Source organism: Acinetobacter sp. B-6 (assembly GCF_056930735.1).
Window position 1 is genome coordinate 152521 of sequence record NZ_JBXPBY010000007.1, and the last position, 16390, is coordinate 168910.

General features: G+C 39.7%; 12 protein-coding genes. 4 read left to right on the plus strand and 8 right to left on the minus strand.

From position 1 onward, the window contains the following. Positions 1-106 precede the first annotated feature (106 nt). Together tsf and rpsB are read right to left on the minus strand one after the other, a co-directional pair. Positions 107-982 (minus strand): translation elongation factor Ts, encoded by an 876-nt coding sequence (gene tsf / locus AC1Z3T_RS10490; protein WP_100884786.1) that lies wholly within the window; start codon positions 980-982, stop codon positions 107-109. Positions 983-1121: 139 nt separating this feature from the next. Continuing rightward, complete coding sequence (gene rpsB / locus AC1Z3T_RS10495) at positions 1122-1874, minus strand: 30S ribosomal protein S2 (RefSeq protein WP_004831703.1); 753 nt, start codon at positions 1872-1874, stop codon at positions 1122-1124. Positions 1875-2093: 219 nt separating this feature from the next. On the opposite strand from rpsB, the gene map reads away from it, so the two are divergent. From map to AC1Z3T_RS10515, 4 genes are all read left to right on the plus strand, one after another. Continuing rightward, positions 2094-2921 carry a type I methionyl aminopeptidase gene (gene map, locus AC1Z3T_RS10500; RefSeq protein WP_004831704.1) on the plus strand — a complete coding sequence of 276 codons (828 nt, stop codon included), beginning with the start codon at positions 2094-2096 and terminating at the stop codon, positions 2919-2921. A gap of 327 nt (positions 2922-3248) precedes the next feature. Then, the gene (locus AC1Z3T_RS10505; RefSeq protein WP_005030424.1) at positions 3249-4298 is read left to right on the plus strand and encodes an OmpW/AlkL family protein; all 1050 of its coding nucleotides are present in this window, start codon (positions 3249-3251) and stop codon (positions 4296-4298) included. A gap of 172 nt (positions 4299-4470) precedes the next feature. After that, positions 4471-5697 (plus strand): MFS transporter, encoded by a 1227-nt coding sequence (locus AC1Z3T_RS10510; RefSeq protein ID WP_100884785.1) that lies wholly within the window; start codon positions 4471-4473, stop codon positions 5695-5697. Then, on the plus strand, positions 5690-5824 hold the full coding sequence (locus tag AC1Z3T_RS10515; protein ID WP_004831707.1) for a hypothetical protein: 135 nt from the start codon (positions 5690-5692) through the stop codon (positions 5822-5824). Before AC1Z3T_RS10510 ends, AC1Z3T_RS10515 begins: the two co-directional genes overlap by 8 nt. A gap of 204 nt (positions 5825-6028) precedes the next feature. Here the strand turns inward: AC1Z3T_RS10515 and AC1Z3T_RS10520 are convergent, their stop codons facing one another. The 6 genes from AC1Z3T_RS10520 to AC1Z3T_RS10545 form a co-directional block, all read right to left on the minus strand. Next, a complete protein-coding gene (locus AC1Z3T_RS10520; protein ID WP_042085745.1) occupies positions 6029-7273 on the minus strand; it encodes an NADH:flavin oxidoreductase/NADH oxidase family protein in 1245 nt (414 codons plus the stop codon). A gap of 133 nt (positions 7274-7406) precedes the next feature. Next, a complete protein-coding gene (locus tag AC1Z3T_RS10525) occupies positions 7407-9005 on the minus strand; it encodes an ATP-binding cassette domain-containing protein (RefSeq protein ID WP_100884784.1) in 1599 nt (532 codons plus the stop codon). After that, positions 8977-9993: an ABC transporter permease gene (locus AC1Z3T_RS10530; RefSeq protein ID WP_100884783.1), complete on the minus strand. Its 1017-nt coding sequence runs from the start codon at positions 9991-9993 to the stop codon at positions 8977-8979. Before AC1Z3T_RS10530 ends, AC1Z3T_RS10525 begins: the two co-directional genes overlap by 29 nt. Next, positions 9993-11063 (minus strand): microcin C ABC transporter permease YejB, encoded by a 1071-nt coding sequence (locus AC1Z3T_RS10535; protein WP_100884782.1) that lies wholly within the window; start codon positions 11061-11063, stop codon positions 9993-9995. The genes AC1Z3T_RS10530 and AC1Z3T_RS10535 overlap by 1 nt, the downstream gene beginning before the upstream one ends. A gap of 114 nt (positions 11064-11177) precedes the next feature. Beyond that, positions 11178-13016, minus strand: coding sequence for an extracellular solute-binding protein (locus AC1Z3T_RS10540; RefSeq protein ID WP_100884781.1), 1839 nt, complete (start codon positions 13014-13016; stop codon positions 11178-11180). Positions 13017-13093: 77 nt separating this feature from the next. After that, a complete protein-coding gene (locus AC1Z3T_RS10545) occupies positions 13094-16381 on the minus strand; it encodes a LysM peptidoglycan-binding domain-containing protein (protein WP_100884780.1) in 3288 nt (1095 codons plus the stop codon). Positions 16382-16390: the final 9 nt, after the last annotated feature.

Below are 16390 nucleotides of genomic sequence, written 5' to 3' on the forward strand. Positions count from 1 at the left end.
ATAAAATCATTTTACTGATTCTTCTTGAATTTTTTTCTTTAAAACCAATAGCAATAAAAAACCCCTCAAATGAGGGGTTTTCAATAATTATACTCAGAAAGTAAAATTATTTAGCAGCAGCCTGAGCAGCAGCAACTTCTTCAGCAAAGCTCATTTCAGCTTTTTTCTCAATACCTTCACCTACTTCGAAGCGAACGAATTGAGCTACAGTTGTTGCAGTCGCTTTCAATACTTCAGCAACTTTTTTGTCGTTGTCGATAACGTATTGTTGACGCTCAAGAACAACTTCGTTCAAGTATTTTTCAACTGAACCAGTTACCATTTTTTCAACGATGTTTGCTGGTTTACCAGATTCGATTGCTTTAGCTTCTGCAATTTCTTTCTCTTTAGCGATAAGATCAGCAGAAACGTCTTCAGCAGTTACAGCAACTGGGTTGAACGCAGCAACGTGCATTGCAATACCTTTACCAGTTTCAGCAGAACCTATGTAAGAAACAACAACACCAATTTTTAAACCGTGTTTGTAAACTGCAAGGTTTTCACCTTCTACAATTGCAGCACGACGAACTTGAATGTTTTCACCGATTTTTTGAACAAGCGCAATACGAGCTTCTTCAACAGTTGAACCGTCTTCAAGTTTCAATTCAGCAATTTGAGCAGCGTCAGTTACGCCAGCAGCAAGTGCAGCAGCAGCAACTTTAGCAGAGAAACCAGCAAAGTTTTCGTCTTTCGCAACGAAGTCAGTTTGACAGTTTACTTCTAAAAGAATTGCTTTGTTACCTTCTTGAGCAATCGTGATTGCACCATCAGCAGCAATATTACCAGCTTTTTTAGCTGCTTTTGCTTGACCTGATTTACGAAGGTTATCAATCGCTAATTCGATGTCACCGTCTGCTTCTGTTAATGCTTTTTTGCATTCCATCATTGCAAGACCAGTACGGTCACGTAATTCTTTTACCATGCTCGCAGTAACTGCAGTCATGTTGTTCTCCTAAATACGGTAGAATATGAATCTGTTCAACAAAAACGGCCCAAAGGTTTCTCTGGGCCGTTTTGCTTTATCGACGCTCAATTTGTCATCATTTTAATTCACAAAAATGACAAGCTTGCGTCAAAACGCATTAAGCCTCAGGAGCTTCTTTCGCAGCTTCTTCGCCTTTAGCTTGAGCATTTGCTTGAGTTTGAGCGTATTCTTTACCAGCAAGAATCGCATCAGCCATTGCAGAAGCATAAAGTGTAACAGCACGGATCGCATCGTCGTTACCAGGAATAACGAAATCTACGTTATCTGGGTTAGAGTTTGTATCAACGATACCGATTACTGGAATACCAAGGTTTTTAGCTTCTTTAATCGCGATTGCTTCGTGATCAACGTCGATGATGAACAATGCGTCAGGTAAACCACCCATGTTCTTAACACCGCCTAAAGAGCGTTCAAGTTTTTCCATTTCACGAGTACGTTCTAATGCTTCACGTTTAGTAAGTTTAGCAAAAGTACCATCTTGTGATTGAGTTTGAAGATCTTTCAAACGGTTGATTGACTGACGAAGAGTTTTCCAGTTAGTCAACATACCACCCAACCAACGGTGATCAACATAAGGTTGACCAGCGCGCTGAGCTTGCTCACGAATGATGTTAGAAGCAGCACGTTTTGTACCAACGAACAATACTTTGTTCTTTTTGCTTGCTAGATTGTTAACAAAATTCAAAGCATCATTTAACGCAGGAACAGTGTGTTCAAGGTTAATGATGTGAATGCGGTTACGCGCACCAAAAATGTATTGACGCATTTTTGGGTTCCAGAAGCGAGTTTGGTGACCAAAGTGCGCACCAGCTTGAAGAAGGTCGCGCATGCTTACGTTGTAATCTGCCATTTTCTTTACCTTAAAAGTTTGGGTTAGGCCTCCATATGTCCGCATTCTCCACCCTTTCAGGCACCCAGAGTAATGTGACGACATATGTGCGGATTTTTAAATTGCCCTTATCAAAATTTCCATAAACGATTCATAAAGAAAGTCACAGAAAGCATTTGATAAATTGGGCGGCTATTTATACCATAGTCACATACAAATTTCCAAAAGTTTTTAAAGATCATGAACAGTACTTACGAAGCGCCCCGTCGATTAATCAAAACCGCAGATGAAATTGAGAAGATGCGTGTTGCAGGTCGATTGGCTGCAGAAGTTTTGGATATGATCAAACCGCATATCAAACCAGGTGTCAGTACACTGGAGTTGGATACGATTTGTCATGACTATATTGTCAATACACAAAATGCTATACCTGCATGTTTGGGTTATGGCGCTGCACCCGGCCGACCGGCTTTCCAACATGTGATTTGTACTTCTGTGAACCACGTGGTATGTCACGGCATTCCGTCTGAAAGTAAAATCCTGAAAAAAGGCGATATCCTGAATATTGATGTCACAGTGATTAAAGATGGTTACCACGGCGATACCAATATGATGTATGTCGTTGGTGGAGAAACTTCAATCATTGCAGACCGTTTATGTAAAGTTGCTCAAGAAGCAATGTACCGTGGTATGGCAACCGTTAAACCAGGCTCTACAATTGGCGATATTGGTGCTGCAATCCAAAAGTATGTTGAGTCAGAGCGTTTTAGCGTTGTCCGTGAATATTGTGGTCATGGTATTGGCACTGTATTCCATGACGAACCCCAAGTTTTACATTATGGACAACCAAACTCAGGTATGGTTTTAGAAGAAGGTATGACCTTTACCATTGAGCCGATGGTCAATGCAGGCGTTTGGCAAACCCGTTTGATGGGCGATAAATGGACTGTCGTAACCAAAGATCATAGCCTTTCAGCGCAATACGAACATACACTTCTAGTCACTAAAAATGGTGTTGAAGTTTTAACCGCGCGCCCTGAAGAAGACTTGTCTCGCTTTCAGAAATAAATAAGTCATTGACTAAACTGACTTGAGTCATTTAAGAAAAGGTCATATTGATATGACCTTTTTTTATTACTGCAATTTTCCACTATAAATAAGATATTGTTTTAAAATATTTTTTACCGTAAAAATCTTCTATTTTTACAATGTAATGCAATGTTAACACAATTACATAGATGCTAAGATTATCAACCCGATGATAAATAAAACATTAAAAAAAGAACATTCACTTAAAAAAAGACCTTGCAAAAGCAACATTCAAACACAGCAAAAAATCCTAATAATAAAAATACATAAAAATTAGTATCAATTGCGGACATGGAGTCCAATTCTATGAAGAAATCATTACTTTGCATGATCACCACATGTGTGACTTTACCTATGATGGCACATGCGGATTCACCTTATTTCAGTTTTAAAGATGGTGATGGATTTAAGCGATTTTCTGTATCAGCAGGCTGGTTACATGCTATGCCACAAGGCAATGGCAATCCCATCAAAGTGAATACCGCCGTTGCTGAAGGAACCCAATCAAAAGTAGGAGATATTTCTAAAAAAGCTGTACTAGATGCAGCTGTTAAGGAATCAAATCCTTTTCTATATGGTGCAATCGGTCTTTTAGGTGACACAATTCCCAGTGCTTTAACTGGTACAGCGACTGTCAATGGCTTATCGAGTTGGACTGCTGAAGGTACAGGCTTAACAGCAAAAGATGTTGATACTTTTGGCTTGATGGGCAATTATTACTTTACTGACAATATTTCTCTAGAGTTTAAAGCGGGTATTCCACCTAAAGTTGAGATTGAAGGTAAAGGTCAAATCTATGCCCCTTTGACAGGCAAAGATTCAACTCCACTCGGGAGTATTGACTTACAGAAAGATATTCCGATTACCGATTTATCCAAGCACTCTAAAGCAGCATCGGCAACTGCATGGTTACCAGCAGCAGAGTTACATTATCAATTTGGTAAATCTGGTGTAAATAAATTTCGACCTTATCTTGGTGTCGGTGTGATGTATGCACATTTCACCCATTTAAAAGTCGATAATGGCGTGAAAGATGATTTGATTGCAGCAGGTCATATGATTCAAAATGTCTTAGATAATCAAGCAGGTGCTGCACTTGACGGTAAACTATCTTCAGCAAATCCTGTAGTCAAAGTCAAAGCAGATGATGCTTGGGCGCCTATGGCAACATTGGGTGCAACCTATGACTTTAATGAGCGTTGGTTTGGCGTAGGCTCAGTAACTTATGCTCCTATGAGTAGCGATGCCACAATTACCATTTCAAACTCAAATACCAATAAAGATCTTGTTACGGCTAAGACTAAAATTGATATCGATCCTCTGATTACCTATGTGGGTGTAGGTTACCGTTTTTAATTTCTGAGACTAAAATGATTTTCTTGAAAAATCATTTAATCAATAAATTAAAATCATTGACCTAAACCGAGCAGATTGATCACTAAAATTTATCGATCGATAAAATTTTATTCTATCGCTAAGTCCCATTGAATCCTCTACAATTCTCATATGATGATTCAATGGACCACTTATGTCAGCGCTACAGGACGACACTCGCTTTTCTAAACCTCTCATTTATATGCTCATTGGAAGTGCTTTTATTCTGGCACTTTCTTTGGGTGTGCGTCATGGTTTTGGACTTTATTTAGTCCCGATGAGCCATGAGTTTAACTGGAGCCACCAAGTTTTTAGCTTGGCAATTGCTATGCAAAACTTACTCTGGGGTGCTGTTCAACCCTTTACAGGCGCACTTGCTGATAAATACGGCAGTAAAAAAGTCGTTGCAGTTGGAGGTGTACTTTATACGATTGGCTTGTTGTTGATGTCAGTCAGTTCAAATGCCCTTTTACTTGACCTTAGTGTCGGTTTAATTATTGGCTTAGCTCTCTCTGCAACTTCTTTTTCGGTACTGCTTTCAGCAGTTGGGCGTGCCGCTCATCCAAGCAAACGCAGCATGGCTATGGGGATTGCAAGTGCGGCAGGTTCATTTGGGCAATTTATCATGTTGCCTACCACCCTCCTACTGATTAAAAACTTTGGATGGTCTTCGGCACTGGTCATCACGGCAGTCTTGGTTGTATTGATTATCCCATTGGCATGGATGCTGAAAGCACCAATGTATACCCCGCCAAATGCAGTCAAGCAGGCGCTAAAACCGAGCTTAACCTTTAAACAAATTTTAAACATTGCCTTTCATCATAAACCTTTTCTGTGGTTGGCCTTTGGTTTCTTGGTATGTGGATTCCAAGTAGTGTTCTTAGGAATTCATCTTCCAGGCTATCTGATTGATCATGGTTTTGATGCTTCAACAGGTACAGTATTTCTTGCACTGGTTGGATTATTTAATATTGTAGGAACCTATGCCGCAGGCTGGTTAGGCGATAAATATTCAAAACCTCATTTGTTAATGGGTCTCTATGGCTTACGAGGCATAACCATTATTGCATTTTTGATGCTGCCACTGAGCATCTGGACGGTATATGCTTTCGGCATCATTATGGGGATTCTTTGGCTTTCAACGGTTCCTTTAACCAATGGCATTGTTGCCAATATGTTTGGTGTAAAATATTTAACCATGCTCAGCGGTATTGTATTTTTCACCCATCAAGTCGGCTCATTTTTTGGTGGCTGGTTGGGTGGCTTAAACCATGATATAACAGGTAACTACAACATCATCTGGGGTTGTTCAATTGCGTTAAGTCTGTTTGGCGTTATTGTGCATTTCTTCGTGAATGAGGAGGCGGTTGTCGATGACTGATACTGATATATGGTTAAAATTTGCTGTTTGGGGTGTCATTATTCTATTGTTGCTCTTGTCTAGCCTACTGTGGTTTAACACACCTGAATTGTTTGAATATTTTAATATGGCTTTTTGTGCACACTAATTTGAACTGAATTTGACGACCTAAACGTTTGAGCTGAATCTCAGTGCGATTGATTCAAAAGCGCTCAAAAAAGGCTGCCAGACAATCGTGATTATGGCAGCTTTTTTAAAATTCACTATTCAGTCTTTATTTTTGAATAAAAAAGTTTAGACATTAAAAAGACCATTTCACAATGGTCTTTTTAACGATCAATCTTAAATGATCTTAAGCTGATTTGCGTGAGTTTACTCGCCCTTGAATCACAGCTTTGACATTATTTTTGGCATAATTCAAGAAAACTTTTAATGGTGAAAGTTTCGGATTTGGCTTTTTGCCTTCACCGATCGCTTTAAATTGTGCGGCATACCAAAGGATTTCCATAATTGCCATTTTATCAACAAAAGGAATACCAGTTTTGATTTGCTCTACTGCATAACGCACATCTCGACCTGCGATCAAATGATTACTCACATCAGGCTCTACTGCCAAAGGACGAGCAATACCAATAAATTCGCAAGCGCCACTCTCCAGTGCTGCATTCATCCCTTGCGCTGTGCGGAAACCACCTGTCACCATCAGATGACATTTGACCTCTTTACGGATTTTTTCAGCAAAATCTAGGAAATATGCTTCACGTGCAATAGTGCTTTGTTTACGCTTGTCAGCCTTTGCTCCCGCCATTGCTGGTGCTTCATAAGTTCCACCAGAAATTTCGATAATATCAATACCAGCTGCATCAATCGCTTTGAATACTTGCACCACTTCTTCTTCAGTAATTCCACCACGTTGAAAGTCCGCAGAGTTCAACTTAACCGATACAATAAAATTTTCTGAGGTTTTGGCACGAACTGCTTGATAAATTTCCAATAAGAAACGCATACGGTTTTCAATTGAACCGCCCCACTGGTCTTGACGCTTATTGGTCAACGGTGAGAGAAATTGGCTGATCAAATAACCATGTGCGCCGTGGAGCTGCACCCCTTCGAATCCTGCTTTTTCACAAATCCGCGCTGATTCTGCAAAACGCTGGATAATATCTAAAATTTCAACTTCACTTAACGCTCGAGGAGTCCCAAATGTGGTTGCCAATAATGGACTAAACGGTACGGCAGATGGTGCAACTGTTTCTTTATTTAGCCCTTTTGGACACTGACGTCCCGGATGTGACAATTGAATCAATTGCACCATGCCGTGTTTTTTTCCGATATTTGCCCATTCAGTCAATTTGGCAAGATCTCGCTCGGTTTCAACCACAACCACACCTGGCTCATTTTTAGCACGGAAATCGACCATCACATTACCGGTGATCGCACAACCCAAACCACCTTTGCCCCATGCATCATACAATCCCAAATGCAGTTGATTGGGTTGTCCGGCATGGTTTGCCAGTGCCTCACTCATCGCACCTTTAATAATGCGGTTTTTAAAAATGGTCTTATTTATTTCTAATGATTCTGCAAGATGGCTCATGGTCAAATCTCTTCAATGATTAGAGTTTTTACTCTATTTTAAATTTATCATAGTTCAAGCGTAAATCTGACAATTTAATTTGTCAATTTTGTAAGTGTGACTGAAGAGATTAAAATTACTCAATCATTACAGCTTAATATTGACTCGCTTTAATTAAATTTTTTGTGTAACTATTCAACGGCTTGTCAAATAAATCTTGGGTATCTTGAAACTCGATAACCTTCGCCTCTTTCAGCACCAATACTTTCTGACACAGTGCTTTGACTACTTGCAAGTCATGACTAATAAATAAATAGCTCATTTGATAGTCTTGTTGCAATTGACGCAATAATTTCACAATTGCACGCTGTGTGGTTCGATCAAGTGCAGATGTTGGCTCATCAAGAATCAGTAATTTAGGTCGCAGTACCACTGCACGTGCCAAGGCGACACGTTGTCGTTGTCCTCCTGAAAGCTGATGTGGATAAAGTTGTTTCACGACAACAGGTAATTCAACTTTATTCAAAATTTCATTGATCCGAATAATCATTTCTGATTCTTTTAAATTTTGTAGTGCCAAGCCCTCTCGAATAATCTGATCGACCGTCATTCTTGGGTTTAAACTGCTTAATGGATCTTGAAAGACAATCTGAAAATTGCAGCGTAGCGGTCTTAATTTGCGCTGATTCAAGCGATTAATATCTTGATTTAATAAAATAATATTACCTGTACTTTCAATCAGTCTTGCAATTGCCAAAGCTAAAGATGTTTTACCAGAACCGCTTTCTCCGACAATCCCAATGGATTCAGCACGATTCAAACGCAAATTTAAAGGCTCAACCGCAATAAAATAATCTTGGATTCGATTTAAAACTCCTTTCCGAATTGGAAATTTGACCCCGAGTCGATGTAAAGATAGTACCAAATGACTGTCATTCGGTGTTGGATTGGCTTCACCAAAGTTATGATCCAGTAAATATTGGGTATATGCTGTTTTAGGTTTTAGAAAAATATCTCGAACTAAACCCTTTTCTTCAACTCGTCCCTGATTCATCACGATCACTTGATTGGAATATTTACGAACCAAATTCAAGTCATGGCTAATCAGGATCATCGCCATTTTATGATTCAAAATCAGCAATTGTAATAAGTTTAAGACTTGGGATTGTAAGGTAACATCCAATGCTGTGGTTGGCTCGTCTGCAATAATAATTTCAGGTTTTTGTGCCAATACTGAAGCGATTAAAACACGTTGTCTTTGCCCGCCCGACAGTTCATGTGGATAACGTTGTAACTTATCCTCAGGATCATCCATCCCGACATCACACAATAAATCATAGACACGTTTTCTGGCTTTTTCTTTAGACATCCCTTCTAAAATTAATGTTTCACCCACAATCCGTTCTACTTTATGCAATGGATTTAAAGCGGTCATCGGTTCTTGAAAGATCATGGCAATTTTTTTACCACGAATATTTAATATACCATTTTGATTGAGTGCCAATAAGTCGTGTTGATCATAGACAGCTTGCCCTGAAGCTTTTAAATCATCGGGAAGTAATCCCAGTAAAGCCAAACCGCTGATAGATTTCCCGGACCCACTCTCCCCGACAATCGCTACAGTTTCACCGACATGTAAATCAAAATTCAGATTCTCAACCAGCACTTTCTGTTGTTTATTTTCAATGTGCAGATGCTTAACAGACAATAATAAAGATTCATCATTATTTTTGGCGTCTTGGATCGAATGCATCGCGTGTCGCCTCCCCAATATAAATTAATAATGACAAAACCAACGCCAATGTAAAAAAACCTGAAAGTGCAAGCCACGGTGCATCTAGGTTATTTTTACCTTGTAGCAGCAACTCTCCCAAAGATGCGGCATCAGGTGGTAAGCCATAGCCTAGAAAATCCAACGCCGTAAGTGCTGTAATATTTGCAGTCAACATAAAAGGTAATTGTGACAAGCTTGAACTCATGACATTTGGCAGAATATGCCTAAAAATAATCACTAAATCACTTACACCTAATGCACGCGCTGCTTGCACATAATCCAAGTGACGCGCACGAAGGAACTCCGCTCGCACAATACCCACCAACTCTGTCCAACCGAAAATCAACATGATCAAAAACAGCCAATACACACTCGGCGTAAACAAACTGACTAAAATAATCACCATGAATAAAGTGGGTAATCCTCCCCAAACTTCGAGGATTCGCTGCCCAATCAAATCAACCCATCCACCATAATAGCCCTGAATCGCACCCACAACGACCCCAAGAAAAGCAGCAAACAACGTAAGAGCAAAACCAAATAACAAGGATATACGTAATCCATACAGGATTCTGGCCAACACATCACGTCCTTGGTCATCTGTTCCCAACCAATTTTGCGTTGTAGGTGGTGATGGTACAGGGACAGCTAAATCTAAATTAGGGGTCTGATAGGAGAAACGTAGAATAGGCCAAATCGCCCAGCCTTTTTCATCAATCAACTGTTGAACAACAGGATCTCGATAATCAGCTTCAGTTTCAAAAACTCCACCAAAGGTTGTTTCTGGATAGGCTTTAAGCACAGGCATGTAATAGTGCTGATCGTATTTGACCAATACTGGCTTATCATTGGCAATAAATTCAGCTGAAATAGAAATCACAAACAGTGCTATAAATAGAATAAAACAGCCAAAGCCCAATCGATTTTGTTTAAATTTCTCTAAACGAGCATGCATGCTTGGTGACATTATTTCGCACCTCTTGTTTCAAAATCAATCCGAGGATCAATCACCCGATACAACACATCGCAAATCAATCTTAAAATCAGACCAAAGAGGGTCAAAAAGAATAAAGTACCAAAAATCACAGGATAATCACGCTGTTGTACAGCTTCAAAACCCAGTAAGCCTAATCCATCTAAATTAAAAATTATTTCGATCAGTAAGTTACCTACAAAAAACACCCCCACAAGCACTTCCGGTAACCCTGCCACAATCACCAATAAGGCATTACGGAATACATGTTTGTAGAGCACTGTATTTTCGGTCAAACCTTTGGCGCGTGCAGCGAGTACATAATGCTTATTTAACTCTTCCATAAATGTGTATTTTGTAAGATAGGTTAAACTGGCAAAACCACCCAGCACTATTGCCAACAAAGGTAAAGCCATGTGCCAAAAATAATCAATCACCTGCTCAAACAAGTTCAAACTGTGAAAGTTGTCTGATACAAAACCCTGTAATGGAAACCACTGAAAATAAGAACCACCAGCAAAAAATACGATCAACAAAATCGCAAAGACAAAAGCAGGAACGGCATAACCTACAGCGAGTAGCAATGATGTTGCTCGATCAAAAAAAAGACCATTCTGTTTGGCTTTCCTTATACCCAAAGGAATGGAAATTAAGTAAATCAGCAAAGTGCTCCATAAACCCAAAGACATTGTGACTGGCATTTTTTCGAGTAAGAGTTCTGTAACAGGTTTATCTTTAAAAAAACTGCTGCCAAAATCAAAAGCCAAATAATTGCTCAGCATCAGTCCAAAACGTCGATACGCGGGTTGATCAAAACCATATTGCTTTTTGATTTGCTCAACCATTTCTTGGCTCAGACCTTGCGCACCACGATACTCATGACGGTCAATCGAAGCAGAAATTCCACCCGTGCCGATATTATCTCGTTGAAAGTTTTCTGCTTGCTGAATCGCCTGTTCAACAGGTCCGCCTGGTGCAATTTGAACCACAACAAAATTGATCAATAAAACAAAGAACAATGTTGGAATGATCAGTAATAGCCTTTTGAGTATATATGTGCCCATTGCAACAAGGTTCCTTATGTCCTCATGAGGATGGATGAATCAATTTAACTACGACTTAATTTGAGTCACTTATGTTTTGCATACTATTGTCTTTTAGACAATTTTTTTCATCGATTATCTTTTTAAATATTGCTCTACTTTTTTAGTTTCAATCGGATCAGCCCACCAATACTCCAAACCGAGTGATAGTTTGGGTTTAATTACAGGTTGATGATACATGTTCCAATAGGCATACCAATTTTTATCATTGCCATAGGTCAGAATTTGATAATAACCAGCACGTAACACACGATCGAGTACACGTGTATGTAATACCAGTTGTTCACGATTTGGGGAAGCAATCATCTTTTGGATTAATTGATCGATTACAGAATTTTTAATTCCTGCATAGTTATAATTGCCCACCTCATCTGCTGCTTTAGAACCCCACATTTGAGCCTGTTCAGCACCTGGTGTCAAAGATTGTGGCATATCCATTGGTGTCATCTGAAAATCCAAACGGCGCATACGTTCAGTATATTGCGGCAAATCCACTTGGCGAATCGTGGCTTGAATACCGAGTTTTTTTAAATTGCGTATATAGGGCATCAAAGTTCGTTGCGCACCATCCTGATGAATCAAAAACTCAATGCGAATAGGTTTCCCCTGCTGATCAAGCAATTGACCTTGGTAAAAACGATACCCTGCTTTTAATAAAATAGAACGTGCAATCAACAGGTTTTGACGATTAAAACCACTGGCATCAGAAACAGGATATTGCCAATCTGCTAAAACACCTTCTCGTTGTAAAGTTGGAAGTTGTTTAAGGTAAGGTTTAAGAATCTCTAGTTCTTGAACACTGGGTTTCCCCGTCGCAGCTAGCTCACTGTTTTGAAAATGGCTTTGTAGTCGAATATTTTGACCATATAACAAAGCTTTGTTGATCCATTCAAAATCATAAGCATAGGTTAAGGCCTGTCGAAAATACAGATCATTAAAAGGTGTTTTTCGGGTATTAAATACCAAACTTTGAGTTAAAGCCGGTGTTTGAATTTTAGCGGTATAAGCTTTGACTAGTCCTGCTTTTACCGCAGGAAAATGATAAGCAGTCACCCAATTGCGCGCGCTTTTCTCTTGGTAAAATGTATACTGTCCGGACTTAAAGCCCTCAAAAGCAACTTCAGGACTGCGATAATAAACATATTTGATTCGATCAAAGTTATAACGTCCGCGATTGACAGGCAAGTCTTTTGCCCAATAGTGTGGGTTCCGTCTATAAGTAATACTACGTCCAGAATCAATTCGTTCAATTAAATAAGGACCAGATCCTAAAATCGGTTGCAAAGTCACTTTGCTATAGTCTTTATTTTTCCAATCCGCTTTTGAGTAAATTGCGATCTTTGCCAAAATATAAGGCATATCAGGATTATGGGCAGATTTAAAGGTCATTTTTACCTGATACTTGGACAACACTTCCGTTTTTGCCAAATCAGATAAATACATTTGAAAGCCAAGATTGGCTTTGGTCTGAATCGTATCAAAGCTAAATTTGATATCTTCAGCGGTGACTGGTGACCCATCACTAAAACGGGCTTGAGGATTTAGGTGAAAAATGACAAATTTGGTTTTAGCGGGATCATAACTGACTTTTTCAGCAAGTAGTGGATATAACACACCTGGTTCATCCAACGAGCTATCCATCAAGCTATCAAATACATAGTTGATTCCTTCAGTCGAACTGCCTTTGCCATTCAAACTGTTTAAATTATCAAATGTACCGATACTTGACGTACTGATATAACCGCCTTTTGGCGCATTGATATTGGCATAAGGCATGACCTGAGCTTTGACATATAATGGCGAATTATGAACCGCAATATAAGGTGTAGTCTGAATTGCAGCAGCTACATCTACTGCAATACCTCCCCCCAATGCCAATACGAATGTACTGACATGTGTAAAACTCAGGTGCATTCCCCTACTTTCCTTGATTCAAAAAATCATTTTGAAAATTTAAATCACTCAGTAAATCCATCTATCACCCAAATCAATTAAAGATTTGGAACTTTGATAATACTACCAATACGTAAAGCGGCATTTGGTTTCAGATCATTCATCTCAGCTAATGCACCAGTATCGATACCGAACTTACTGGCTAAACGAATCAATGAGTCGCCACTTTTCACTTTGTACTCAGTGACAGTTTTAGGAATACGAATGGATTGACCGCGCTGTAAACCAGCACGTGGACTTAAATCATTCATCTCAGCCAGTTCTTGTACGGATAAACCCACACGACTTGCAATGACATTTAAAGATTCACCTGCCTTAACAGCATAACTTTCAGTATTCTTACTCGCTGCTTTAGATGAAGACTTTGCTGAAGCTTTTAAGTCTTCCTTTTCCTTAGAAAGCGAGGCTTTACTGGGTAAATCTCCGTCAATTTTCAAACGTTGTCCAACATCAAGTGCTTGATTACGAGATAAACCATTTAAGTCGCTCAAATAGCTCAACTGTAATTTATATTTCTTGGCAATACTTGCTAGCGTCTCACCTGATTTTACGACATGAATGTCCTTGCTTGAAGCTTCAGATTTTGCTTCACTTTTGCTATGTGCTCTGTCTTTAGCACTACTTTCAGGTGTCCCTGTTAATTTGAGCTTTTGTCCAACCAGCAAACCTGAAGTCGTTGTTAGACCATTTAACTCAGCAATTTGGTTAACTTGTAAATTATATTTGTTAGCAACTGCAATCAAACTATCGCCCGATTGAACTGTATAGGTCTCTGGAGTAGAACTTCCAGCAGGAATTTTGATCACCTGACCTACAAGTAAGTTTCGAGATGGAGAGAGTTTATTCAACTCAGCCAACTCCGTTAAAGATAATTTAGACTGTGCTGCAATACTGGATAAACTATCACCACTTTGAACTTTATAGTTTTCCGTTTTATAGCTTGGTTCAGATTTCAGATTTTTAAACTTACTTTGCTCAACCACTTTCGACTCAAGCTTGTTCTCTTGCTCATTCACTTCATTAAGGGGCACATTGATTTTTTGCCCGACAAACAAACTGCTTGAAATATCTAATCCTGGAGTTAAATCAGCAAGTTCATGTACTGATAATGCATAACGATCAGCGATGATTTTGAGATATTCACCACGTTTGACCACATAAGATTTAGTTCTTACTTTGGCAACGGGCTTAGATGTATCTGCTCGAACCACAGTCTTATTAATTTCTGATAATTTATCATCAGCAGTATCTTTAAGTTTTAATTTTTGACCAACAAATAAATTACTGTTGGTATTCAAATTGTTATAACTTGCCAATTGTGAAACCGATAAATCAAATTGATTGGCAACGCCAGTTAAGCTGTCATTCGGTTTAACCACATAAGTGGTCGGTGCTGACTCTGTTGCTTTCCGTGAGGTGGTTGGCGCATCAATCTGTGGTTTAGCATCATACAAATACAATGTTGCACCAACAAATAAAGTTCCATTTGGATCCACTTGGTTCCATTTGGCAATGTCACGCCAATTGACTCCATTTTTCAAAGCAATCGTTGCTAAAGTATCACCTGCCAAAACAGTATAAGTGCTGCGTTTACCTTTAGGAGGTTCCACCACGACTTCAGTATCAGTTTTCTTAAAGTTCTTATCTTGATTCAGTTTCGCTTCTTCAGAATTTGCAGGTGTAGTATCAGCCAAGCCTTTAGGATAGGCAAATCCAACAGTATTTTCTCTACCCTGCACTTCTGCGACTGATTGACTGGTCTGAATCGCAGTCAGTTTAATTTTGCCGTCATACGGGTCTAAAACTTCTGTACCTTGTGGCGCAATTGCTTTAATTTCTTTAACAACTTCTTCTTTTTCTGCTTGTGTTGCTTGTGGCTCTAACACTTGTTTAACTGTTTCTTTTTCACCTTCAGCTTTCACCGCAGCAAGAATTTGAGCCTTTTCTCGTGCAGAAATAGGCGGTTCTACTGCAACAGGTTTAACATTGGCAGCCGTAGTAACGGCAACAGGAATACGTGGTGCACTTGGAATATCTGCATTGGCGGCAAATCGCGCCAAAGCATCTGAGCCCTGTGGCGTATTCTTTAAAGTATTTACTGAATTTGCAGTGCTGGTTGTCGTAGTGGTTGCTTTATTTGAACTCAATACAGGTGGCGTGGTACGGGTCGGCGTAATCGATTGCGTTACCGTAGACGTTACACCAGCAGGTGTTAAAGTCTGGGTTGCTGTCGTTGGGCTATTATTGCTTGCCCAAAATCCACCATCAGAGCTTGATTTTAAAGCTCTTAACTTGGAATCAATTGTTGGGCTTAAATCAGCAGGAATCAAAATTCGTAAAGTACTTGATGGATCAACAACTTCACCACGATGCCCTGGATTCAGTGCGTACAATTCCGCACGGCTTAAACCTGTGATGGACGCAATTTGATTCAATTGTGCACCTGGTGGAACAGCGACTTCTCTAAAATGCGGACGATTGGCAATCGGCGGTAAACTTACACCATATTTAGATGGATTTTTAATGATTTGTGCGACCGCCAAAAAGCGCGGAACATAGTTCATCGTTTCTTGTGGTAATCGTAATGACCAATAGTCTGTTGGCAACCCTGCTGCTTGGTTTCGATTAATTGCCTGTTGAATTCGTCCTGGACCAGCATTGTATGCTGCCAATGCCAATTCCCATGAACCAAACTGATTATACAAACCACCTAAAAACTCATATGCTGCACGAGTGGACTCAACCACATCACGACGCCCATCGTACAAACTGGTTTGTCTTAAACCGTAAATTTTACCTGTGCTTGGGATGAACTGCCACATTCCCGCTGCCGCAGCACTACTGGTTGCAGCAGGATCGTAAGAACTTTCAATGATTGGTAATAATGCCAATTCAGTTGGCAAACCGCGACGTTCAGCTTCTTTTACTGTATGGTAAAGATAACGTGATGCACGGGCACTCAAACGATCAATATAAGGTTGACGAGAAACGAACCAGCTTCGTTGTGCATCAATCCGTGGGTCCCAATGGTTTTCATCCATTTTAAAACCAACAGACATGCGTTTCCAAACGTCACCATGTTTTAAAATCAATAAACGATCACCTTCTACCGCACGCATATCAGTTGCTGACAGAAGATCCTCTAGTGAATCCAAACTGTTCGCGTCCAACATCCCTGACGACTTTGATGTTTGAGTTTTTGACGTCGATGGGTTCGAAGAACACCCAGCAGTCAAACCCAGTGCCGCCAATGCAGATGTTAATAGTGATAGTTTAAAGAAAACAGATGCAGTAGGTTGCCACACCATTGTGGTAGGTTTAAACATAAGGGTTCC

Excerpts from the sequence above, each read along its gene's own strand:
- tsf (WP_100884786.1), bottom strand. The coding sequence starts at position 982 with ATGACTGCAGTTACTGCGAGCATGGTAAAAGAATTACGTGACCGTACT.
- rpsB (WP_004831703.1), bottom strand. The coding sequence starts at position 1,874 with ATGGCAGATTACAACGTAAGCATGCGCGACCTTCTTCAAGCTGGTGCG.
- map (WP_004831704.1), top strand. The coding sequence starts at position 2,094 with ATGAACAGTACTTACGAAGCGCCCCGTCGATTAATCAAAACCGCAGAT.
- AC1Z3T_RS10505 (WP_005030424.1), top strand. The coding sequence starts at position 3,249 with ATGAAGAAATCATTACTTTGCATGATCACCACATGTGTGACTTTACCT.
- AC1Z3T_RS10510 (WP_100884785.1), top strand. The coding sequence starts at position 4,471 with ATGTCAGCGCTACAGGACGACACTCGCTTTTCTAAACCTCTCATTTAT.
- AC1Z3T_RS10515 (WP_004831707.1), top strand. The coding sequence starts at position 5,690 with ATGACTGATACTGATATATGGTTAAAATTTGCTGTTTGGGGTGTCATT.
- AC1Z3T_RS10520 (WP_042085745.1), bottom strand. The coding sequence starts at position 7,273 with ATGAGCCATCTTGCAGAATCATTAGAAATAAATAAGACCATTTTTAAA.
- AC1Z3T_RS10525 (WP_100884784.1), bottom strand. The coding sequence starts at position 9,005 with ATGCATTCGATCCAAGACGCCAAAAATAATGATGAATCTTTATTATTG.
- AC1Z3T_RS10530 (WP_100884783.1), bottom strand. The coding sequence starts at position 9,993 with ATGTCACCAAGCATGCATGCTCGTTTAGAGAAATTTAAACAAAATCGA.
- AC1Z3T_RS10535 (WP_100884782.1), bottom strand. The coding sequence starts at position 11,063 with ATGGGCACATATATACTCAAAAGGCTATTACTGATCATTCCAACATTG.
- AC1Z3T_RS10540 (WP_100884781.1), bottom strand. The coding sequence starts at position 13,016 with ATGCACCTGAGTTTTACACATGTCAGTACATTCGTATTGGCATTGGGG.
- AC1Z3T_RS10545 (WP_100884780.1), bottom strand. The coding sequence starts at position 16,381 with ATGTTTAAACCTACCACAATGGTGTGGCAACCTACTGCATCTGTTTTC.